The 22,429-nt window shown below is 66.2% G+C and carries 19 protein-coding genes and 1 tRNA gene; 7 read left to right on the top strand and 13 right to left on the bottom strand.

The features are described from left to right. Positions 1–63: 63 nt before the first annotated feature. Positions 64–2,493 (bottom strand): endopeptidase La, encoded by a 2,430-nt coding sequence (gene lon / locus QE379_RS07865; protein ID WP_306999472.1) that lies wholly within the window; start codon positions 2,491–2,493, stop codon positions 64–66. Between the two features lie 135 nt (positions 2,494–2,628). Here lon and QE379_RS07860 point away from each other — a divergent pair, with 135 nt between their 5' ends. After that, positions 2,629–4,386 carry a M1 family metallopeptidase gene (locus QE379_RS07860; protein ID WP_306999470.1) on the top strand — a complete coding sequence of 586 codons (1,758 nt, stop codon included), beginning with the start codon at positions 2,629–2,631 and terminating at the stop codon, positions 4,384–4,386. A gap of 178 nt (positions 4,387–4,564) precedes the next feature. Here the strand turns inward: QE379_RS07860 and QE379_RS07855 are convergent, their stop codons facing one another. From QE379_RS07855 to QE379_RS07825, 7 genes are all read right to left on the bottom strand, one after another. Next, positions 4,565–5,692: a calcium:proton antiporter gene (locus QE379_RS07855; protein ID WP_306999468.1), complete on the bottom strand. Its 1,128-nt coding sequence runs from the start codon at positions 5,690–5,692 to the stop codon at positions 4,565–4,567. 127 nt (positions 5,693–5,819) lie between these two features. Next, positions 5,820–6,416 (bottom strand): GNAT family N-acetyltransferase, encoded by a 597-nt coding sequence (locus QE379_RS07850; protein WP_306999467.1) that lies wholly within the window; start codon positions 6,414–6,416, stop codon positions 5,820–5,822. A gap of 93 nt (positions 6,417–6,509) precedes the next feature. Next, positions 6,510–7,781 carry an ATP-dependent Clp protease ATP-binding subunit ClpX gene (gene clpX / locus QE379_RS07845; RefSeq protein ID WP_306999465.1) on the bottom strand — a complete coding sequence of 424 codons (1,272 nt, stop codon included), beginning with the start codon at positions 7,779–7,781 and terminating at the stop codon, positions 6,510–6,512. A gap of 111 nt (positions 7,782–7,892) precedes the next feature. Then, the gene (clpP, locus tag QE379_RS07840) at positions 7,893–8,582 is read right to left on the bottom strand and encodes an ATP-dependent Clp endopeptidase proteolytic subunit ClpP (protein ID WP_306999463.1); all 690 of its coding nucleotides are present in this window, start codon (positions 8,580–8,582) and stop codon (positions 7,893–7,895) included. Between the two features lie 122 nt (positions 8,583–8,704). Beyond that, positions 8,705–9,637: a glycosyltransferase family 2 protein gene (locus tag QE379_RS07835; RefSeq protein WP_306999461.1), complete on the bottom strand. Its 933-nt coding sequence runs from the start codon at positions 9,635–9,637 to the stop codon at positions 8,705–8,707. A gap of 296 nt (positions 9,638–9,933) precedes the next feature. Next, complete coding sequence (tig, locus tag QE379_RS07830; protein WP_306999459.1) at positions 9,934–11,595, bottom strand: trigger factor; 1,662 nt, start codon at positions 11,593–11,595, stop codon at positions 9,934–9,936. Positions 11,596–11,655: 60 nt separating this feature from the next. After that, a tRNA-Leu gene (locus QE379_RS07825) sits at positions 11,656–11,740 on the bottom strand. Between the two features lie 122 nt (positions 11,741–11,862). On the opposite strand from QE379_RS07825, the gene QE379_RS07820 reads away from it, so the two are divergent. After that, complete coding sequence (locus QE379_RS07820; RefSeq protein ID WP_230483265.1) at positions 11,863–12,021, top strand: hypothetical protein; 159 nt, start codon at positions 11,863–11,865, stop codon at positions 12,019–12,021. A gap of 11 nt (positions 12,022–12,032) precedes the next feature. Further along, entirely contained in the window at positions 12,033–12,275 is a 243-nt protein-coding gene (locus tag QE379_RS07815; protein WP_306999456.1) for a hypothetical protein, read from the top strand. Between the two features lie 338 nt (positions 12,276–12,613). Here the strand turns inward: QE379_RS07815 and gatB are convergent, their stop codons facing one another. Genes gatB through gatC form a run of 4 tightly spaced genes read right to left on the bottom strand, consistent with a single transcriptional unit; the run spans position 12,614 to position 16,270 of the window. Then, positions 12,614–14,095 (bottom strand): Asp-tRNA(Asn)/Glu-tRNA(Gln) amidotransferase subunit GatB, encoded by a 1,482-nt coding sequence (gene gatB, locus QE379_RS07810; protein WP_306999454.1) that lies wholly within the window; start codon positions 14,093–14,095, stop codon positions 12,614–12,616. Next, entirely contained in the window at positions 14,092–14,508 is a 417-nt protein-coding gene (locus QE379_RS07805) for a hypothetical protein (protein ID WP_306999452.1), read from the bottom strand. The genes gatB and QE379_RS07805 overlap by 4 nt, the downstream gene beginning before the upstream one ends. Then, entirely contained in the window at positions 14,502–15,983 is a 1,482-nt protein-coding gene (gatA, locus tag QE379_RS07800) for an Asp-tRNA(Asn)/Glu-tRNA(Gln) amidotransferase subunit GatA (protein WP_306999450.1), read from the bottom strand. The genes QE379_RS07805 and gatA overlap by 7 nt, the downstream gene beginning before the upstream one ends. Further along, positions 15,983–16,270: an Asp-tRNA(Asn)/Glu-tRNA(Gln) amidotransferase subunit GatC gene (gatC, locus tag QE379_RS07795; protein WP_037568622.1), complete on the bottom strand. Its 288-nt coding sequence runs from the start codon at positions 16,268–16,270 to the stop codon at positions 15,983–15,985. Before gatC ends, gatA begins: the two co-directional genes overlap by 1 nt. 138 nt (positions 16,271–16,408) lie before the next feature. On the opposite strand from gatC, the gene QE379_RS07790 reads away from it, so the two are divergent. The 4 genes from QE379_RS07790 (at position 16,409) to QE379_RS07775 (ending at position 20,364) form a co-directional block, all read left to right on the top strand. Continuing rightward, positions 16,409–17,515: a DUF3089 domain-containing protein gene (locus QE379_RS07790; protein ID WP_306999448.1), complete on the top strand. Its 1,107-nt coding sequence runs from the start codon at positions 16,409–16,411 to the stop codon at positions 17,513–17,515. Beyond that, positions 17,512–17,976: a Holliday junction resolvase RuvX gene (gene ruvX, locus QE379_RS07785; protein ID WP_306999446.1), complete on the top strand. Its 465-nt coding sequence runs from the start codon at positions 17,512–17,514 to the stop codon at positions 17,974–17,976. The genes QE379_RS07790 and ruvX overlap by 4 nt, the downstream gene beginning before the upstream one ends. A gap of 190 nt (positions 17,977–18,166) precedes the next feature. Beyond that, positions 18,167–19,150: an aspartate carbamoyltransferase catalytic subunit gene (locus tag QE379_RS07780; RefSeq protein WP_306999444.1), complete on the top strand. Its 984-nt coding sequence runs from the start codon at positions 18,167–18,169 to the stop codon at positions 19,148–19,150. Beyond that, positions 19,147–20,364 (top strand): dihydroorotase family protein, encoded by a 1,218-nt coding sequence (locus QE379_RS07775; protein WP_306999441.1) that lies wholly within the window; start codon positions 19,147–19,149, stop codon positions 20,362–20,364. The genes QE379_RS07780 and QE379_RS07775 overlap by 4 nt, the downstream gene beginning before the upstream one ends. A gap of 154 nt (positions 20,365–20,518) precedes the next feature. Here the strand turns inward: QE379_RS07775 and QE379_RS07770 are convergent, their stop codons facing one another. Then, complete coding sequence (locus QE379_RS07770) at positions 20,519–22,261, bottom strand: DEAD/DEAH box helicase (RefSeq protein WP_306999439.1); 1,743 nt, start codon at positions 22,259–22,261, stop codon at positions 20,519–20,521. Between the last annotated feature and the right edge of the window lie 168 nt (positions 22,262–22,429).

The raw sequence follows: 22,429 nt of genomic DNA, 5'->3' as shown, positions 1-22,429 counted from the left end.
TCGTGTGACAATCGCCGACAGGGCCATCCGCCTTTACGCCGGATGGCCCTGCCCTCGCGACGATCAATGGTGGCGTTCGGCCCCCGCGACCGCCGGGATGGCGGCGGGCGGCAGCGCCGCCAGTTCGTCGGCGTCGGTCCAGTCGATCGCCTCCAGCGGGCCGACCAGTGCCAGACGAAGCACCTCGTCGACATGCGACACGGGCACGATCTTCAACCCTTCGCGGATATTGGCGGGGATATCCGCCAGATCCTTCTCATTCTCCTGTGGGATGAGGACGGTGGTGATCCCACCGCGCAACGCCGCGAGCAGCTTTTCCTTCAGCCCGCCGATCGGCAGCACGCGGCCACGCAGAGTCACCTCACCGGTCATCGCCACATCCTTGCGCACCGCGATGCCGGTCAGCGTCGAGACGATCGAGGTGACCAGCCCGATGCCCGCCGACGGACCATCCTTGGGCACCGCCCCTTCGGGCAGGTGGATATGGATGTCCTTGCGGTGGAACAGCGAGGGCTTGATCCCGAAGCTGGGACTGCGCGCCTGGACGAAGCTGAAGGCGGCCTGGACCGATTCCTTCATGACGTCGCCCAGCTTGCCGGTGGTCTTCACCTGCCCCTTGCCCGGCACCGTCACCGATTCGATGGTCAGCAATTCGCCACCCACTTCGGTCCAGGCGAGGCCGGTGACCGCACCGATCTGATCCTCCTGTTCGGACAGGCCGTGGCGATACTTCTGGACGCCCGCGAACTCATGCAAATTGTCCGGCGTGATCGTCACCGAGGTCGCCTTGCCCTCCAGGATCTGGCGCAGCGCCTTGCGGGCGAGACGCGCGATCTCACGCTCCAGCGTTCTCACGCCTGCCTCGCGGGTGTAGCGCTGGATCAGGGCGCGCAGGCCACCTTGCGTCAGCGTGAACTCGCCGTCCTTCAGGCCGTGCGTCTCGACCTGCTTGGCGATCAGGTGACGCTCGGCGATCTCGACCTTCTCGTCCTCGGTATAACCCTCCAGACGGATGATCTCCATGCGGTCGAGCAGAGGCTGCGGCAGGTTCAGCGTGTTCGCGGTGCACACAAACATCACGTCCGATAGATCGATGTCGATCTCCAGATAGTGATCGTTGAACTTGGCATTCTGTTCGGGGTCGAGCACCTCCAGCAGCGCCGAGGCGGGGTCACCGCGAAAATCCTGACCCAACTTGTCGATCTCGTCGAGCAGGAACAGCGGATTGCCCGTGCCGGCCTTCTTCAAATTGGTCACGATCTTGCCCGGCAGCGAGCCGATATAGGTCCGGCGATGGCCGCGAATCTCGGCTTCGTCGCGCACGCCGCCCAGCGACTGGCGGATGAACTCGCGCCCGCACGCCTTGGCGATCGACTGACCCAGCGAGGTCTTGCCGACGCCCGGCGGGCCGACGAGGCACAGGATCGGCCCCTTCAGCTTGTTGGTGCGCGCCTGGACGCCCAGATATTCGACGATCCGGTCCTTCACCTTTTCCAGCGCATAGTGATCCTGATCCAGAATCGCCTGCGCCGCCGCGATGTCCTTCTTCACCTTGGACTTCCTGCCCCAGGGCAGGCCGAGCAGCACGTCGAGATAATTGCGCACCACCGTCGCCTCGGCGCTCATCGGCGCCATGGTCTTCAGCTTCTTGAGTTCGGCTGTCGCCTTGGTCCGCGCTTCCTTGGACAGCTTGAGCGTGGCGATCTTCTGGGTCAGTTCGGCGATCTCGTCGCCGTCACCGTCCTCGCTCTCATTGCCCAGTTCGCGCTGGATCGCCTTCAACTGTTCGTTGAGATAATATTCGCGCTGCGTCTTCTCCATCTGGCGCTTGACGCGGCTCTTGATCTTCTTCTCGACCTGAAGGACGCCGAGTTCGCCTTCCATCAGGGCATAGGCCATCTCCAGCCGCTTGGCCGGATCGGTTTCCACCAGCAGCGCCTGCTTGTCGGCGACCTTGACCGAGATGTTGGCGGCGACCGCATCGGCGAGTTGCGAGGCATCCTCGATCTCCGCCAGTTGCACCGCGGTTTCGGCGGGCAGCTTGCGGTTGAGCTTGGCGTAATTCTCGAACTGGTCGACCACCGAGCGCATCAGCGCGGCGAGTTGCGCCTTGACGTCATGGTCCTGCTCTTCGAGCGCGGCATCGTCTTCCGACACCGGCTTCGCGTCGATCGTGGCGGTCAGGAACGCGCCCGATTCGTCGAGCTGGTCCAGACGCCCGCGCGTCTTGCCCTCGACCAGCACACGGACCGTGCCATCGGGCAGCTTGAGCAATTGCAGGACGGTGGCGGTCACGCCGATCTCGTACAGATCCTCGCGCGCGGGATCGTCCTCGGCGGGATCAAGCTGGGCGACCAGGAAAATTTCCTTGTCCGCCGCCATCGCCGCTTCCAGCGCCGCGACCGATTTGTCGCGACCGACGAACAGGGGGACGATCATGTGCGGGAAGACGACGATGTCACGCAGCGGGAGGACGGGATAGGACTGGTTCATGCAAACTCCGGTCGGCCCTGATCGGGGCCTCTTCAGGACTATATATGGGGAGGGTTGCCGATCCATCAATTCCCGCTGCGACAAGCCGACACCCGAGCGCTTGCCAAGCCCGAGCCGTTGCGCGACACATTGGCGATGAATCGTATACGGAATGTCGCCGCCGCCCTGCTTGCCGCCACCGCACTTTGCGCCCTCGCGCCGGCGAACGCCCAAAATGGCAAGGCCTTACCCGGCAAGGGCGAACCGCCGCTGACCGCGCAGACGATGGTGTCGGGCGGCGTGCGCCCGCCCGAACAACTCGCCATGCGCTTCGACCGCGCCGACCTGTCGTTCGAGGTGCTGCCCGATACGCAGGAGTTGAACGGCGTCGCGGTGCTGGGTTTCACCGCCAAGGCTCCGCTCGCGCGACTGGTGATCGATCTCGACAAGAATCTGCCGGTCAAGGCGATACTGATCGACGGCAAGGCGCTGAAGCCCGCCCAGTGGAGCAACCCCGAAGGAAAGTTGGTCATCACCCTGCTCCGCCCGCTTCGCGCGGGGCAAAGGGTGAGTGCCAAGATCACCTATGGCGGCACGCCCCATGTCGCGGTCCGTGCGCCCTGGGACACGGGCGTCGTCTGGGCCAGGACACCCGATGGTCGCCCCTGGTTCGCCACCACGACACAGGGCTATGGCTGCGACCTGTTCTGGCCCTGCCTCGACTATCCGATGGGCGAGCCGGGCGTGGTGACGCTGCACATCACCGTGCCCAAGGGGTTGAAGGCCCCGTCCAACGGCGTGCTGCTGGGCGTCGATACGCTGCCCGATGGGCGGACGCGCTGGAACTGGCGGACCAGGCATCCCAACACCTATGCCATCGCGCTGAATGTCGGGCCTTATGACGTGGTCGAGGGATCGTATAAGAGCCGCTTCGGCAACACGATCCCGATGTTCTACTGGTATCTGCCGGGCGAGAAGGCGAAGGCCGAGGCGCTGTTCGCCGAATTCGCGCCGACGCTGGATTTCTTCGAGTCGACCATCGGCCCCTTCCCCTTCGGCGACGAGAAGCTGGGCGTGGTCGAAACCCCGCACAAGGGCATGGAGCACCAGACGATCAACGCCTATGGCAATGACTATGCCAAGGCGCCCGAGGGCTTCGACTGGCTGTTCCAGCATGAGTTCAGCCATGAATGGTTCGGCAACCAGTTGACCAATGCCGACTGGGACGATTTCTGGCTGCACGAGGGCTATGGCAGCTATATGCAGCCCTCTTACGGTCGCTGGCGCGAGGGCGAGGCGCGCTATGCGGTGATGATGGATGCACAGCGCGGGCAGATCGCGAACAAGTCCCCCATCGTCCATGATCGCAGCATGACCGAGCAGGATGTCTATGAACCGGCCAAGGGCGGGCCGGGACTGGACATCTATATGAAGGGGTCGTGGATGCTCCACACCTTGCACAACCTGATCGGGGACAAGGCGTTCTGGGACGTCACCCGCCTCGCCGTCTATGGCCGCACCGATCCCAAGCCTGGGAATTTCAGCCCACGCTATGGGTCGACCAGGGAATATGAAGGGTTCGTCCGGCAGGTCACGGGCAAGGACTATGGCTGGTTCTTCGACGTCTATCTCCGCCAGGCGGCGCTGCCCGAGATCGTGGAGACGCGGGCGGGCGACCGGTTGACCCTGACCTGGAAGGTGCCGGGCGGCGGGCCGTTCCCCCTGCCGGTCGAGGTGATGGTCGGTGACCGGATCGAGACGCTGCCGATGTCGAACGGCACCGGCACGCTGACGGTGCCCGAGGGCGCGCATGTCGTCATCGATCCCTGGTCGAAGATCCTGAAGCGCTCGGTCGCGATCGAGCAGGTCCAGGCCTGGAAGGCGGAACAGGCGGCGAAGAAGAAGGCAAACTGAGGCGCGGGCATCCCGTGCGCTTCGACTTCGCTCAGCGCGAACGGAGGCTGGGATATCGCCCCCGCCCCGTTCAGCCTGAGCGAAGTCGAAGGCCAAGGACGTTCCTTTGCCAAAGCGCCCGATGGCCACCGCCGCAGCGTGGCCTTCGACTGCGCTCAGGCTGAACGGGGCGAAGGAATCACGGCACCACCGTCACGAACAGATACGCCGCGAAGATCACCAGATGCACCGCGCCGCCCAGCACGGTTGTCCGCCCATTGCCCAGGGTCAGTGTGATCGTGAACAGCGACAGGACCAGCAGGATCATCTGCTTCGCGCCGATCCCCAGCGCCAGCGGCAGGCCCAAAGTCAGCGACACGATGGCTACCGCCGGAATGGTCAACCCGATCGTCGCCAGCGCCGATCCCAATGCTAGGTTGAGGCTGGTCTGCAACCGGTTCCGCTTCGCCGCGCGATAGGCCGCCAGGCTTTCCGGCGCGAGGACGAGCGCCGCGATCACCACGCCGACGATGGCGAGCGGCAACCCGGCGTTCAGGATCGCCGCCTCGACGATCCCCGACAATCCCTTGGCAAGCAGCACCACCCCCACCAGCGCAACGAGCAACATCCCCAACGCGGTCCAGGCCGCCGCATTGGTCGGCGGCTCCGCATGGGCATCGGCGGGCAGATCCTCATCGGCGGGCAGGAAATATTCGCGGTGGCGCACCGTCTGCACCATGACGAAGGTGCCGTAGAGGATGATGCTGACGATCGCGACGAAGATCAGTTGCGACATGGCATAGGTCGGCCCCGGCGCGGACGAGACGTAATTGGGCAGCACCAGCGACAGCACCACCATCGCGGTCAGCACATTGAGCGACGCGCTCGCGCCCCGCAGCGAGAAGCGCTGCTCGCCATGATGCACCCCACCCGCCAGCAGGCAAAGGCCGACGATCCCGTTGAGGATGATCATGATCGCCGCGAACACCGTATCCCGCGCCAGGCTGGAGGCGTCGCCCGCATCCGACAGCATCAGGCTGACGATCAGCGACACCTCGATCACCGTCACCGCGACCGCGAGGACCAGCGTGCCGAAGGGTTCGCCCACACGGTGAGCGACGACCTCGGCCTGATGGACCGCCGACAGCACGCATCCGAACAGGATGATGGCGGCGACGACGACCCCGACGGTGCCCATCTTGTAGAGCGATATCGCGATGGCAAGCAGCCCCAGTACGGGAAACACCAGGGTCCACCAGGGCATCAAAAGACGCTGGAGCAGGGCGCGCTTTTGTCCGGGGGTGACGATGGCGTCGGGTTCGCTCATTGCTGATCGGGCCTCCCTTGTCGTGAAATGGGGGCGGTGACGCTCCCGCTATGCCAATGCGTCAGACACGCCATTGGCTCCCTCGCCGATCGAAATTCGTTGCGGTTCGGCAACATCGCCGCTCCCTTCATCCTTGCCGACCTACCGGGCGGATCATCGACCAGAAGCGCGGCCCGCCCTTGGGCACCGACCACCCGCCGATCAGTTCGAAACCCAATCGCGCGTACAGCCCGACATTGCTCTGGGTCGCCGTCTCCAGATAGACCGGAAATCCCGACGCATCGCACCGGGCGAGCCCAGCGCGGATCGATGCGCCCCCCAGCCCCTGCCCCTGACGCGCCGGATCGACCCCGGCGATGTGGAGATACCAAAAGGGCTCGCTCGGGAAATGCGCCTCGATCGCATGGGCAAGCCGCAACGCCCGCGGCAACGCCATGCCCAAGGCGGCGAGCATCGGGAGCGACTGTCGAAGCATCACGGTCATCGGCACCTCGGCCTGTCCGGGCGGACGCCAGAAAGTGCCTGCCTCCGCCGCCCCGCCGATCAACCGCATCCCCACCCCATCGCCGTCGAACAGCAGCGCGAACAGGCGCGGCAAGCGCCGTGCCCGCTCGACCGGATCGGGGAAGATATAGGACATGGCCGGATCATCGGCGAAAGCACGGCCCAGCATCGCCGCGACCGCCGCCCGGTCGTCGTTCACCGCATCGCGGATCGTCACCATGCGCCCATCCTTTCACCCGAAAAGCACTTCCACGAAAAACGGGCGCTCCCCATGGGGAACGCCCGTCTTGCGGATACCGGATCACGAAGGCGATCAGGCCGCCGCGTCATCCTTCTTCTTCGCCTTTTCGGCATAGACGCGGATCGGTTCCTTGCGGCCTTCGACCACATCCTTGTCGACCATCACCTCGTCCACTCCGTCCATGCCGGGCAGGTCGAACATGGTGTCGAGCAGGATCGCCTCCAGAATCGAGCGAAGCCCGCGCGCGCCGGTCTTGCGCTCGATCGCCTTCTTGGCGACGGTGGTCAGCGCGTCGTCGGTGAAGTCGAGTTCGACATTCTCCATCTCGAACAGCTTCTGATACTGCTTCACCAGCGCGTTCTTCGGCTCGGACAGGATTTTGACCAGGGCCGAGATGTCGAGGTCTTCCAGCGTGGCGATGACCGGCAGACGGCCGACGAATTCGGGGATCAGGCCGAACTTCAGCAGATCCTCCGGTTCGGTCTGGCGCAGATATTCGCCGGTCCGCTTCTCCTCGGGCGCCGCGACATAGGCGCCGAAGCCGATCGACTTGCCCTGCAAACGGTCACCGATGATCTTCTCCAGCCCCGCGAACGCGCCGCCGCAGATGAACAGGATATTCGTCGTGTCGACCTGTAGGAATTCCTGCTGCGGATGCTTGCGCCCCCCCTGCGGAGGAACGCTGGCGGTCGTGCCTTCCATCAGCTTGAGCAGCGCCTGCTGGACGCCCTCGCCCGACACGTCGCGGGTGATCGAGGGATTCTCGGCCTTGCGGCTGATCTTGTCGATCTCGTCGATATAGACGATGCCGCGCTGCGCCCGCTCGACATTGTAATCCGACGCCTGGAGCAGCTTGAGAATGATGTTCTCGACATCCTCGCCGACATAACCCGCTTCGGTCAGCGTCGTCGCGTCCGCCATGGTGAAGGGCACGTCGAGGATGCGCGCCAGCGTCTGCGCGAGCAGCGTCTTGCCGCAGCCGGTCGGGCCGACGAGCAGGATGTTCGACTTGGCGAGTTCGACATCGGCACCCTTCGCGCCGTGGTTCAGGCGCTTATAGTGGTTGTGCACCGCGACCGACAGGACACGCTTGGCCTGCTTCTGCCCGATGACATAGTCGTCGAGCACGTTGCAGATTTCCTGCGGCGTCGGCACGCCACCATCCTTCTTGGACACCAAAGCGGACTTGGTCTCCTCACGGATGATGTCGTTGCACAGCTCCACGCACTCGTCGCAAATGAAGACGGTCGGCCCCGCGATCAGCTTGCGTACCTCGTGCTGCGACTTGCCGCAGAACGAGCAATAGAGGGTGCTTTTCGAGTTGCCACCGCTCACCTTGTCCATCAATCACCTCTCGCACCCGATAATAGTGCGCTACCGTTGCCGGGGTGCGCATCGTACCGCACCCCTATAAAGTCACAATCGAAATAAACCGTTCATGCTGAACGACCCGTCTTATGCGGCGGCCGATGCGTCGTCGGCCGGGGTCGGACGCTTGTCGAACACCTGGTCGATCAGGCCGAACTCCTTGGCTTCCTCGGAGCTCATGAACTTGTCGCGGTCCATCGCGCGCTCGATCTCCTCGAGCGGCTTGCCGGTGTACTTGGCGTACAGCGTGTTCAGGAAATGCCGCATCCGCAGGATTTCGCGCGCCTGGATTTCGATATCCGCCGCCATTCCCTGCGCCCCGCCCGAAGGCTGGTGGATCATGATGCGGCTGTTCGTCGTCGCCACGCGCATCCCCGGCTCACCGGCGGCGAGCAGGAAGCTGCCCATCGAGGCGGCCTGGCCGATGCACAGCGTGCCGACGCGCGGACGGATATACTGCATCGTGTCATGGATCGCCATGCCCGCCGTAACGACACCGCCCGGCGAGTTGATGTACATATAGATGTCCTTCTTCGGATTTTCCGACTCGAGGAACAGCAACTGCGCGCAGATCAGCGAGGCCATGCCGTCCTCGACACCGCCGGTGACGAAGATGATGCGCTCGCGAAGCAGGCGGCTGAAGATATCGAACGACCGTTCGCCGCGGTTCGACTGTTCGATGACGATCGGAACCAGCCCGGCCTGCGTCTGCCGCAGCCCGACGCCAGCATGTGCCAGCGGGCTCGCGAAATCGCCGGTCTCGAACGGATTGTGCATGGAAATCTCTCTTATGCCCAGAAGAGCCCCTATGTCGCGTGATGGCCGCGCATATTCAAGCCCCGGTGACACCCCAGGATGGTGCCGTGCAGCGAATATGGCTTTCCGCCGCGAAAATCCGGTCAGCGGCCGTTGCCCGGCGCGGGGAGCGCAAGATAGGCCAGCCGCCGTACCTCCTGCCGTCCCCGCACCACGGTATCGAGGATCAGGCCCGTGAAAAGATTGAGCCCCGCCAGCAGCATGAGCCCGGTCGACAGGATCGCGGTCGGGAAGCGCGGCACCTGGTGCGTGTCGAGATAGGTCAGGATCAGCGGGACCGCCAGCAGCACCGCCAGCGCGGCGAACAGCACGGCGATCGCTCCGAAGAACCACATCGGCCGCTCGATCCGATAGAGTTTCAGGATGGTGCGCAGGATACGCCATCCATCCGAATAGGTGGACAGCTTCGACGCCGAGCCCTCCGGCCGCGCATAATAGGGGGTGGCGATCTCCGCACAGGGCATTTTGAGTTCCAGCGCATGGACGCTGATCTCGGTCTCGATCTCGAAGCCGACCGACAGGACCGGGAAACTCTTGACGAAGCGGCGCGAAAAGACGCGGTAACCCGACAGGATATCGGTGAAGCTGCGCCCGAACAGCTTGGCGAGCATCCCCGTCAGCATGGCATTGCCGAAGCGGTGACCACGGCGATAGGCGAGTTCGGCCTCGCTGATCCGCTGGCCGACCACCATGTCGAGTTGCTCCTCGATCACCCGCCGCACCAGATCGGGCGCGGAGGCGGCGTCATAGGTCGCGTCGCCATCCGCCATCACATAGATATCGGCATCGATATCGGCGAACATGCGGCGGACCACCGCGCCCTTGCCCTGGATGCGCTCCGACCGGACGATGGCGCCTGCCGTCCGCGCCACGTCTACCGTGCGATCGCGGCTGTTATTGTCATAGACATAGATGGTGGCGGAGGGCAGCGCGGCGCGGAACCCCGCAATGGTCTGCGCGATCGCGGCCTCTTCATTATAGCAGGGCAACAGCACCGCGATCCGGGGTTCGTTCACAACCTATCCTCGTCCAAAGGCGGGCGATCCGGCCCCCCGTCACAACCCAAATTCCCTATGCGCCACCATGGCCGGGCGGGACAGCCCTATCCTCCCCGGCACGGGGAGGGGGACCATCCGCAGGATGGTGGAGGGGGAGCGCCCCACGGGAGCCCCCTTGCCGCACACCCCCTCCACCCCCGCTTCGCGGCGGTCCCCCTTCCCGTATCGGGGATGATGTGCATTAACGAAGGAAGGGCGACCGCTCGCGCGACCGCCCTTCCCTGTTCGTCACGAACCAAAGTCCGGCACCGGCCTTATTCGGTCGGAGCGGCCTTCTTCGCGCGCGGCTTCTTCGCGGGGGCTTCGGCCGTCTCGGCTTCGCCTTCCGCCGGAGCGGCAGCCTTCTTGGCGCGCGGCTTCTTGGCCGGAGCGGCTTCCTCGGTCGCTTCGACAGGCGCTTCCGCTTCAGCCGGAGCCGCCTTCTTGGCGCGGGTCGCCTTCTTCGGCGCGTCCTCGGCGGCGGCGTCCGAAGCCGCTTCCTCGGTCACGTCGGCCTTCTTGGCCTTCGCCTTGGCGGGCTTCTTCGCGCCGTGGTCATGATCGTGGTCGTGATCATGATTGTGGACGTGCGTGCCGGTCGCGAAGCCGTCCTCGCTCTCGATCGCGGCTTCCAGCTCCTCACGGGTCGTCTCGCGGTCCGTGATCTCGGCCTTGCCGAACAGGAAGTCGACGACCTTGTCCTCATAGAGCGGCGCGCGAAGCTGCGCGGCGGCCATCGGCTCCTGCTGGACATATTGGATGAAGCGCTGGCGATCTTCCGGGCCGTACTGCTGCGCGGCCTGCGCGATCAGGCGGTTCATTTCCTGCGCGGTCACTTCGACGCCGTTCGCCTGACCGATTTCCGAGAGGAGCAGGCCCAGACGGACGCGGCGCTCGGCGATCTTCTTATAATCGTCGCGCTCCTTCTCCATCTCGGCCATGGCGGCCTCGGGGTCTTCCTCATGGGTCGCTTCATGCTCGAGCTGCGCCCAGATCTGCGAGAACTCGGCCTCGACCATCGACGGCGGCACTTCGAAGTCGTGACCATCGGCCAACTGGTCGAGCAGCTTGCGCTTCATATAGGTGCGGGTCAGGCCGTTATGCTCCTGCTCGATCTGCCCCTTCAGCAGACCGCGCAGCTGCTCCAGGCTCTCGAGGCCCAGATTCTTCGCCATCTCGTCGTCGATCTTGGCTTCGCCAGCGGTCTTCACCGACTTGATCGTCAGGTCGAAGGTCGCGGGCTGACCGGCCAGATCCTTGGCGGGATAGTCCTCGGGGAAGGTGACCGAGATCTGCTTCTCTTCACCGGCCTTCACACCGACCAGCTGGTCCTCAAAACCGGGGATCAGGCGACCGCCGCCGATCTCGACCGCCATGTCCTCGCCCGAGCCGCCCTCGAACGCGACGCCGTCGGCGGTCTTGCCGACGAAGTCGACAGTGACCTGATCGCCTTCGGCGGCGGCCTTGTCGCCCGCATCGTCCCAACGCTTCTGCTGGTCGGCGAACTTCTGGAGCTGCTCGTCCACCGCCTCGTCGGCGACCGGCACGGTCAGGCGGTCGAGCTTCAGCGCGTCGATCGCAGGCGTCGGGACGGTCGGCAGAACCTCGAGCGTGACGTTCAGCGTCGCGTCCTTGCCTGCTTCATAGTCGCCGACCAGCTCGACCTGGGGCTGCATCGCGGGGCGCAGATTCTTCTCGGCGATCAGCGACTGCACGCCTTCCTGCAGCGCGGTGTTCAGCGCGTCCTGAAGGAGCGCCGGGCCGTGCATCTTGCGAACCAGGTTCGCGGGCACCTTGCCGGGGCGGAAGCCGGGCATCTTCATCTGCGGCGCGATGCGCTTCAGTTCGGCATCGACCTTGCCCTCGATATCCTGGGCGGTGATGGTGAGCGTGTAGGCGCGCTTCAGCCCCTCGTTCAGCGTCTCGACAGTCTGCATCTAAAGGCCTTCAATCTGGAGAAATTCCGTGTGGCTGTCGCCCCGTTCCTGACCGGGGACTGGTGCGGGCGAAGGGACTCGAACCCCCACATCTTACGATACTGGAACCTAAATCCAGCGCGTCTACCAGTTCCGCCACGCCCGCACGAGGACACCGCCGATGGGCGCGCGTCTATATCACCATGGGCGGCTTCGGCAAGGGACAACAGGCAACATCGCTCGCGCCCATGCGTTTATCCCCTCCCCAGCATGATTTGGAGAGCGAGAATGGCGACCCAGCCCCCGCCCGAAAGCCCGCAGCCGACCCAGCCCGCGCAGCCCGATACGCCCCCGCCCGAAATCGTGCCGCCCGGCCCCGACATCGACCAGCCCGCCCCCGGCGTGGGCCCGGGCGACCCCGGCACGCAGCAGCCGCTTCAGATTTGAGAGGAGCCATCATGGCGACCAATCCCGAAAACCATCCCGACAGCCCGCCGGTCGAGGCACCGGAAACCAATCCGGACAGCCCGCCGCGCGAGGACGAGCGCAGCGATATCGAACAGGCGGTGGAGGCGCGCTCCGACGCGGTAAAGCGTGGCGAGGGCGGCGAAGAGCCGGTGACGTTTACCGATACCGGTGAGCATGACGGCGTCGGCGGGACCGGCGGCGTGGTGCGCAACCAGGATCTGGATGCGCAATAGGGTTTGATCACGGGTTGGGCTCGGTGAGACACCGTTGCCCTCCCCCATCCCCTCCCGCCTGCGGGAGGGGAGATGCATGGGGTGAGGCGTGAAGATTACCGCAGGCCGCTCGTAGCCCCAGGCAAAAGCTCACCAAGGCGTCAATCGCTCGTCCCAAGCACGCCCCTCCCGCAGGCGGGAGGGGATGGGGGAGGGAACGCCACAGACCACGCCCTCTGCGAGACACCCTGCCGTCCCCCCGACCCCAGTTTCTGGTAGACGATGCCCCGCATTATTTAGGTCATGCCGGGGGCAGGACCGACCTGAAACTCGCCTGCGGAAGGGGGAGTGGCGCTGGATCAGCCCGCCAATGCCTTCTTCAACAGGTCGTTGACCACCGCCGGATTGGCCTTGCCGCCCATCGCCTTCATCGTCTGACCGACGAAGAAGCCGAACAACGCTTCCTTGCCGCCGCGATACTGGCCGAGCTGGTTGGGGTTCTTCTCCAGAACCTCGGCGATCACCGCCTCGATCGCAGCCGTATCGCTGGTCTGCTTGAGCCCGCGCTCCTCGACGATCTTGTTCGGACCGTCGCCGGTTTCCAGCATGATCTCGAACACCTGCTTCGACAGGCTCCCCGACAACGTGCCGTCCGCGACCAGCGCCAGCAGTTCGGCCGCCTGCGCGGGCGACACCGGGCTCTCGGTGATGTCCTTGCCCAGCCGGTTCAGCGCGCCGAACAGTTCCGCCGCCACCCAATTGGCCGCCTGTGCGGGCTTGGCGCTGGTGCCCTCAAGCGCCTCCAGCAGACCGTCGAACCAGCGCGCCGTCTCGACCTCGGCGGTCAGGACGCCCGCATTATAGGGTGTCAGGCCCAGCGCTTCGTACCGCCGCCGCTTGGCATCGGGCAGTTCGGGCAGGCTGGCGCGGCATTCCTCGAGAAAGGCGTCGGTCAGTTCCAGCGGCAACAGGTCGGGATCGGGGAAGTAGCGGTAATCATGCGCATCCTCCTTCGACCGCATCGACCGCGTGGTGCCGCTCTCGACGTTGAAGAGGCGCGTTTCCTGGACGATCTTGCCGCCATCCTCCAGCACCGCGACCTGGCGCTTGGCCTCATATTCGATCGCGGCCATCACGAAGCGGACCGAGTTGACGTTCTTCGTCTCGGTCCGCGTGCCGAACTCGGCGCCGGGCTTGCGCACCGACACGTTCACGTCGGCGCGCATCGAGCCTTCTTCCATATTGCCGTCGCACGACCCGACATAGCGCAGGATCGCGCGCAGCTTGCGCAGATAAGCCCCGGCTTCGGCGGGCGAACGCATGTCGGGGCGGCTGACGATCTCCATCAGCGCCACGCCCGAGCGGTTGAGATCGACATAGGAGCGCGTCGGATGCTGATCGTGCATCAGCTTGCCCGCATCCTGCTCGACATGGATACGCTCGACGCCGATCGACTTGGTGGGGCCGTCGGGGTCCTTCTCGTCCAGGCTGATCTCGATCGCGCCCTCACCCACCAGCGGGTGGTAGAGCTGGCTGATCTGATAGCCCTGCGGCAGATCGGCGTAGAAATAATTCTTCCGGTCGAAGCGCGACCATGTGTTGATCTGCGCGTCGATCGCCATGCCGGTTCGCACCGCCTGGCGGATACATTCCATGTTGGGTACGGGCAGCATGCCGGGCATCGCGGCATCGACCAGCGACACCTGCGTGTTGGGCTCCGCACCGAACGCGGTCGCCGCGCCGGAGAACAGCTTGGCGTTGGTGGTGACCTGGGCGTGGACTTCCAGGCCGATCACGACCTCCCATTCCCCCGTCGCGCCCTGGATGCGATATTCGCTCATGTTCGATCTCGATGATGAAGATAGTTGATCGCCGTCAGAACGGCGTTGCTGCCCAGCAGCGCGACGATCCAGCAAGTCGACAGGATGCGCAGGATCGCGGTTTCGAAGCCGAGATGCCGCGCCTCCATCAGCCCGATATAGGCCGCCCCCGCGCCCAGCATCAGAAAGGCGATGCCGAGCCGAAACTCACCGCGCAGGATCACGCTGTTGCCCACGCACAGGCACAGGATGAAGCCCGCCACGCCCAGGAAGAACCGCGCCAGCATGTGATGGTCGAAGGGGTGATTGTCGATATTGCTCAGGGACACGCCGACATAGGCGCTGAGGATCGCCCCGAACGCGACGTTCAGGGCACCCTGCGCCTCCCGCAACACGGCGATGTTGCGGGTTGCAAAGACGCGGTCGCTTACCACCAGGCCTGCGGACGGGCGGTGAAGCCCGCGCGATGCTCGATGGCGAGCCCGGCGTTGAGAACGCCCTGCTCGTCCAGCGGCTTGCCGATGATCTGGAGGCCGAGCGGCAACCCGTCCTTGTCCAGCCCGCCCGGCACCGACATGGCGGGCAACCCGGCCAGCGAGGCGGGGACCGTGAACACGTCGTTGAGGTACATGGCCAGCGGATCGGCCTGCTTCTCGCCCAGCGCGAACGCCGCCGAGGGCGCGGTCGGGGTGAGGAGCACGTCACACTCACCGAACGCCCGCTCGAAATCGCGGGCGATCAGCGTGCGGACCTTCTGCGCCTGGGTGTAATAGGCGTCGTAAAAGCCCGCCGACAGGACATAGGTGCCGATCAGGATGCGGCGCTTCACCTCGTCGCCGAACCCGGCGGCGCGGGTCGCGGCGTACATGTCCTGCAACCCCGCCCCTTCGGGCAGGTCGCGCAGGCCGTAGCGCACGCCGTCATAGCGGGCGAGGTTGGACGACGCCTCGGCGGGCGCGATGATGTAATAGGCCGGAAGCGCGTATTTGGTGTGGGGAAGCGAAACCTCGACGATCTCCGCCCCCGCATCGCGCAGCCAGTCGATGCCCTGCTGCCACAGCGACTCGATCTCGGCGGGCATGCCGTCGACGCGATATTCCTTGGGCACACCGACGCGCTTGCCCTTCAGGTCCGCCGACAGCGCGGCTTCCCAGTTCGGCACGTCGAGCTTGAGCGAGGTCGCGTCCTTGGCGTCGAAGCCCGCCATCGCCTCCAGCATGATCGCGCAGTCGCGCACGTCGCGCGCCATCGGCCCCGCCTGGTCGAGCGAGGAGGCGAAGGCGATCGTGCCCCAGCGCGAGCAGCGGCCATAGGTCGGCTTGATGCCCGAAATGCCGGTAAAGGCGGCGGGCTGGCGGATCGAGCCGCCCGTGTCTGTGCCGGTCGCGCCGGGAGCCAGCCCCGCCGACACCGCCGTCGAGGAACCGCCCGACGACCCGCCGGGGGCGAGCGCCGCCGTGTCGTTCGGACGCCGCCAGGGCGAGATGACATTGCCGAACGCGCTCGTCTCGTTGGACGAGCCCATGGCGAACTGGTCGAGGTTCAGCTTGCCGAGCATCCCCGCACCGGCGTTCCACAGATTCTGCGAAACCGTCGATTCGTAGGGCGGCACGAAGCCTTCCAGAATCTTGCTGGCGGCGGTGGTCGCAACGCCCTTGGTCGCGAACAGGTCCTTCATGCCGATCGGCACGCCCGCCAGCGGCTTGAGGGTTTCACCCGCCGCACGCGCCGCGTCCGCCGCGTCGGCGGCGGCGAGCGCGTGCTCGGGCGTCTCGACCAGGAAAGCGTTGAGCGCCCGCGCGCCCGCGACCTTGGCATTGAAGGCCTCGGCGACTTCGCGCGCCTTGAACTGGCCGTCGCGCACGCCGTCGCGGATGGCGGCGATGCCGAGCGTTGTCAGGTCGGTCATTATTCGATCACCTTGGGCACCGTGAAGAAGCCATGTTCGGCCTGCGGCGCATTCTGCATGAGGAGGTCGCGGATGCCGCCGTCATTGACGACGTCGTCGCGCAGGCGAAGCTGGTTCGGGATCACCGCGGTCATCGGCTCGACCCCTTGGGTGTCGACCTCGCCCAGTTGCTCGATCCAGCCCAGGATGTTGCCGAGTTCGGGGGCGAGGCGCGTCGCGTCCTCCTCGGTGATCGCGATGCGGGCCAGGCTCGCGATCTTCTTCACGGTTGCGGTATCTACGGACATGGATTTGCGGCTAGCATCGCCGCGCGGCTTCGCGCAACGCTTTTGCCGTCCGGGCGATTGCAATGGGGGCAAGTGGAGCATCATGGATAGCAATTGCGGGCTTCTCCATTTTGCTGCACCGCACAACGGAGTGATGATTTGGCGCGCAAATTCCTTTATGTCGTGGCGGCGCTCATCGTGCTGACGATCGCGGCGGCCTTTGCCTATCGGCTGTTCGGCAACCAGTTGCTCCGCTGGTCGACGGTGCCGTCCGAGTCGTTCCGCGAACAGGCCGCGCCCCCGGCCGAGCTGTACAAGCGGCGCGTGATGTGGCTGGCGCGGCCCGACCTGCCCGGCAATCCCGCGCTGTGGACCCCGACCAGCTATACGCCCGGCCAGCCCGGCCAGGGGGCGGCGGTCTTCTTCATCCACCCGACCTCCTACATCAACAAGGCGCATTGGAACGCGCCGATCGACGATCCCGACACCAATGCCCGCGCCGAACTGTTCCTGCGCGGCCAGGCGAGCGCGTTCAACGGGGCGGGCGACATCTGGGCGCCGCGCTATCGCCAGGCGACGTTCGGCGCGTTCCTGACCAGCGTGGCGGACGCCGAGCGCGCGCTCGACCTGGCGTATCGCGACGTGGATGCGGCCTTCACCGCCTTTCTGGCGCAGGTCGATCCCAAACGCCCGCTGATCCTGGCCGGGCACAGCCAGGGCGCGCTGCACCTGTCGCGGCTGCTGACCGACCGGGTGGCCAAGGACGCCGGCCTCAAGCGGCGGATCGTCGCGGCCTATGTCGTCGGCTGGCCGATCTCGATGACCGCCGACCTGCCCGCCATGGGGCTCCCCGCCTGCGAGCGCGCGGACCAGACCGGCTGCATCCTCAGTTGGCAGAGCTTCGGCGAGCCCGCCGACCCGTCGCTGATCCTCGACGTGTTCGACAAGACCAACGGCTATACCGGCGCGCCCCGTAAGGACAGCGCGATGCTGTGCACCAACCCGCTGACCGGCATGCCGGACGGCGAGGCCCCCGTGACCGCCAATCTGGGCACGCTCTTCCCCTCCGCCGATCTCAAGACGGCCGCGATCGTCGCGGGCAAGGTCCCCGCCAAATGCGAAGGTCGCGGTATCCTGACCATCGGCGAAGGACCCAATGTCGGGCCCTATGTGCTGCCCGGCAACAATTACCACGTCTATGACTATAGCCTGTTCTGGGCGAATGTCCGCGCCGATGCGGAACGCCGTTTGAAAGCCTTTCGATGAGCCTGATCACCACCGACCGTAGCGAATTCCGCACCGCCCTCCCCTCCGGCGGGCGGCTGATCGGGCTGGACGTCGGGACCAAGACCGTGGGCACCGCCTTGTGCGATGCCGGGTGGAGCTTCGCCAGCCCCGCCACGCTGATCCGCCGGACCAAGTTTACGCACGACAAGGAACAACTGATCGCGATGATCGCGCAACAGGGGGTGAAGGGGCTGGTCATCGGCCTGCCCCTGAACCTCGACGGCAGCGAGAGCCCGCGCTCGCAATCGACCAGGGCCTTCGCGCGCAACTGTGCGGACTTAGGGCCGATCCTGCTCTGGGACGAGCGCTGGTCCACGGTCGCGGTCGAGCGCACGATGATCGAACAGGATATGAGCCGCGCCAAACGCGCCGAACGCATCGACAACCTCGCCGCCGCGCACATCCTGCAAGCCGCCATCGACGCGCTGGTGATGGCCTGACCTCCCATTCCTCCCCATCTCCGATGGGGAGGGGGACCGTCGCGCCAGCGACGGTGGAGGGGCAGACAACGCTCGCCAAGCCCCTCGCCCCTCCACCACCGGGCTATCGCCCGGCGGTCCCCCTCCCCAAGCAAGCTTGGGGAGGAATTGGGTTGCCGACTCTCCTTCCGCTCGCTACCCGGCGGCTTTAATGCAGACCTCGGATCATCGCCCCGGCACGCTCATTCAGGGTGGCGCCGTTTTCCCGCACCGGCATCTGACCGGTATCGACGGCCTTCAACCGCATGAGATCATGTTCCTGCTCGACGAGGCGGAACATTGGCTCGATCGCGGCGCGACCGACACGCCCGACACGCGGCTGGCGGGCCTGACCCAGATCAACGCCTTTTTCGAGAACTCGACCCGGACGCTGTTGTCCTTCGAGATCGCGGGCAAGCGCCTTGGTGCCGACGTGGTCAACATGCACGCGGCGCAGTCGAGCGTGAAGAAAGGCGAGACGCTGATCGACACGGCGATGACGCTGAACGCGATGCGCGCCGATGTGATCGTGATCCGCCACATGGCGAGCGGCGCGGTCCGCCTGATCGCCGACAAGGTCGACTGCCCGGTCCTGAACGCGGGCGACGGGCGGCACGAGCATCCGACGCAGGCGCTGCTCGACATGCTGACCATCCGCCGCCGCCGGGGCAGCGTCGCGGGGCAGAAGGTCGTCATCTGCGGCGACATCCTGCACAGCAGGGTCGCGCGGTCGGACATTCTCGCCCTCACCGCGCTGGCCGCAGAGGTGCGGGTCTGCGCGCCCTCGACGCTGATGCCCAAGGGGATCGAGCGGATGTTCGTCACCCCCTTCACCGATTTCGACGAAGCCATCGAGGATGCCGATGTGGTCATGATGCTGCGCGTCCAGAATGAGCGGATGGCGGGCGGCTATATCCCCTCCACGCGCGAATATCGGATGCGCTATGGACTTACCGCCGAACGGTTGAAGCGCGCCAAGCCCGGCGCACTGGTCATGCATCCCGGCCCGATGAACCGGGGGGTCGAGATCGACTCGGACGTGGCCGACGGCCCGCAATCGGCGATCACCGAGCAGGTCGCGATGGGCGTCGCGGTGCGTATGGCGTGTCTGGACGTATTGACCCGCAGAGCCCGCAAGCTGGAGGGTTGGGCATGAGCATCACCGCCTTTACGGGTGCCACGCTGATCTGCCCGGTCGGTGGCGAGATCACGGGCCAGACCTTGCTGGTCGAGGACGGCGTCATCACCGGCACCGGCGAAGCCCCTGAGGGCGCGACGGTCATCGACTGCGGCGGCAAGATGCTGGCCCCCGGCATCGTCGATCTGGGCGTGTTCCAGGTCGACCGGGCCGCCTGTCGCGCGGGCGGGATCGTGCGCATCGGCCTGATGCCCGACCAGTCGCCGGTGCTGGACGATCCGGGCGTGGTGCAGCGCGCCGCGCTGATCGGGCGGCCGGACCTGTGGATTCACCCCATCGCGGCGGCGACCCGATCACTGGCAGGCACGGACCTCGCCGAAATGGCGGTGTGCGTCTCGGCGGGAGCCAAGGCGGTCGGCACCGGGCGCGGCTGGATCGCCGACTCAGGCGTGATGCACCGCGTCCTGGCCTATGCGGGCGATCTGGGCCTGACCGTCATTTCCCATGCCGAGGATGGTGGCCTTGCCGCCGATGCGGTCGCGACCGAGGGCGAGACGGCCAGCCGCCTGGGCCTGCCATCGGCCCCCGCCATCGCCGAGTCGCTCGCCATCGCCCGCGACCTGATGCTGGCGGAGGAGACCGGCGCGACGCTGCATATCCGGCAGGTGACGACGGCGGCGGGCTTCGACCTGATCCGCGCGGCCAAGCGGCGCGGCGTGAAGGTGACGTGCGGGATCACGCCCGCGCATCTCCACCTGTCCGACATCGCGATCACCGATTTCCGCACCTTCGCCCGCCTCTCCCCGCCCTTGCGTGACGAGAGCGACCGGCAGGCGGCGCTGGCCGCCATCGCGGACGGGACGGTCGATGTGATCGGATCGGGCCATGATCCGCATGGACCGGAAGCCAAGCGCCTGCCCTTCGTCGATGCCGAAGCGGGCATGGCGGGGGCGGAGACGCTGCTGCCGCTCGCGCTGATGCTGGTGCGCGACGAGCGGATCACCCTGCCCCGGCTGTTCACGCTGCTGGCGAGCAATCCTGCGAAGGTGCTGGGCCTCGACACCGGTACGCTGGAGTCGGGCAAGCCCGCCGACCTGATGCTGTTCGATGCCGAAAAGCCGTGGATGGTGTCCGGTGACGCCTTCGCCTCGGCGGGGAATACGCCGTTCGACGGCTTCCCCGTCCAAGGCCGCGCGCTGCGGCTGTGGAAGGCCGGGCGAGAGATCCACTAAAAATCCTCCCCATCTATTGATGGGGAGGGGGACCGCGCCCGCCAGGGCGTGGTGGAGGGGCGGGCAACGCCAGCGATAGGCCCCCGCCCCTCCACCACCGGGCTGACGCCCGGCGGTCCCCCTCCCCAAGCTGCGCTTGGGGAGGAATTAAGGGTTAGCCGCGACGCGGACCGCGCGGGCCGCCCTGGGTGGGGCGCGGCGAATAGCGGCGCTGGCCGCCGGGGCCGCCCGCCGGGCGACCGCCCATCGGACGATTGCCACCGCCCGGACCACGACGCGGACCACCATGACCCGAACCACCGGCGGGCGGGCCGTCGGCCTGCTCGATCGCGATATCGTCCTCGGCATGATCCGCCTCGGTCCGCTTCAGCGCGGCCGCGAAGCGCGACGCCAGCGCAGAGGGGATTTCGAACAGCGTCTCGTTCGGCTGGATGCGGATCGCGCCGATCTCGTTGCGGGTGATGTGACCGCGACGACAGATCAGCGGCAACAGCCAGCGCGGATCGGCATTCTGGCTGCGGCCCACGCTCATGCGGAACCAGGCGGTGTCGTCAAAGCCTTCGCGACGCTCACGCGGGGCCGGAGCATCGCCCTCGACCAGTTCCTCGGCCTGGGGCAGCGCGGCGCGGTGCGAACGGACCAACGCCGCCGCGATATCCTCGGGGGATTTTTCGGCGAGCAAACGGGTCGCCAGTTCGCGATCGCCCTCGTCCACCTCGACCGGGGCGAGCAGCGCGGCGAGCAGGCGCTCGCGGTCCTGCTCGCGGATTTCCTCCAGCGTCGGCGCGCGACGCCACTCGGCATCGATCCGCGCGCCACGCAGCATCCCCTCGACACGGCGACGGCGCGGGTATGGCACGATCAGGATCGCGGTGCCCTTGCGGCCCGCGCGGCCGGTACGGCCCGAGCGGTGCTGGAGCGCCTCGGCATCGCGCGGGATTTCGACATGGATGACCAGCGTCAGGCCGGGCAGATCGATACCGCGCGCCGCCACGTCGGTCGCGACGCAGACGCGCGCGCGGCCGTCCCGCAGCGCCTGGAGCGCATGGTTCCGCTCATTCTGCGAATGCTCGCCCGACAGCGCCACCGCCGAAAAGCCGCGCTCGACCAGGCTGGCGTGGAGGTGACGGACATTGTCGCGGGTGGCACAGAACAGGATCGCCACTTCGGCTTCGTGCAGGCGCAGCAGGTTGACCACCGCCGCCTCGATATCGGCAGGCGCGACCGTCACCGCCTGATAGGCGATGTCGGCATGGCCCTTGTCCTCGCTGATCGTCTCGATCCGCTTGGCGTTGGTCTGGTAACGCTTGGCAAGCTGCACGATCGGGCGCGGCATGGTCGCCGAGAACAGCAAGGTGCGACGCTCGGAGGGCGTGCCGTCGAGAATCTGCTCCAGGTCTTCGCGGAAACCCATGTCGAGCATCTCGTCCGCCTCGTCGAGCACGACGAACTTCAGCGACGACAGGTCGAGCGCGCCGCGCTCCAGATGGTCGCGCAGACGGCCCGGCGTACCGACGACGATGTGCGTGCCATGGCTGAGCGCGCGGCGTTCGCGCGAGGCGTCCATGCCGCCGACGCAGGTGGCGATGCGGGCACGGGCACCGGCATAGAGCCATTCCAGTTCGCGGCTGACCTGCAATGCCAGTTCGCGGGTCGGTGCGATGACCAGCGCCATGGGCGCACCCGGCTGGGGCAGGTGATCGCCGCCGCTGAGCAATTCGCTCGCCATGGCGAGGCCGAAGGCGACGGTCTTGCCCGAGCCGGTCTGGGCGGACACGATCAGGTCGCGGCCCTGCGCGTCATCCTCGATGACGGCGGCCTGGACGGGGGTGGGCGCGCTATAGCCACGCGCGGAGAGAGCAGCCGACAGGACCGGCGGCAAGGCAGAAAAAGGCATGGGGACTCCAACAGAAAAAGGAGCGCGTACCGCCGAACCAAGGGACCCATCCCTCTCGGCTGGCGGATACACCCATGCGGCACGGGTGAATATTTGCGTTCCGTGAAAGCGTGGCCCTTTACACCAACTGGGGGAAAACTCAAGCCGTGCTTGCGGCGAACCGCACCG

It is taken from the genome of Sphingomonas sp. SORGH_AS_0879 (genome assembly GCF_030819175.1).
Lineage (GTDB): Bacteria > Pseudomonadota > Alphaproteobacteria > Sphingomonadales > Sphingomonadaceae > Sphingomonas.
This window is presented reverse-complemented; position numbering and strand designations above follow the sequence as displayed.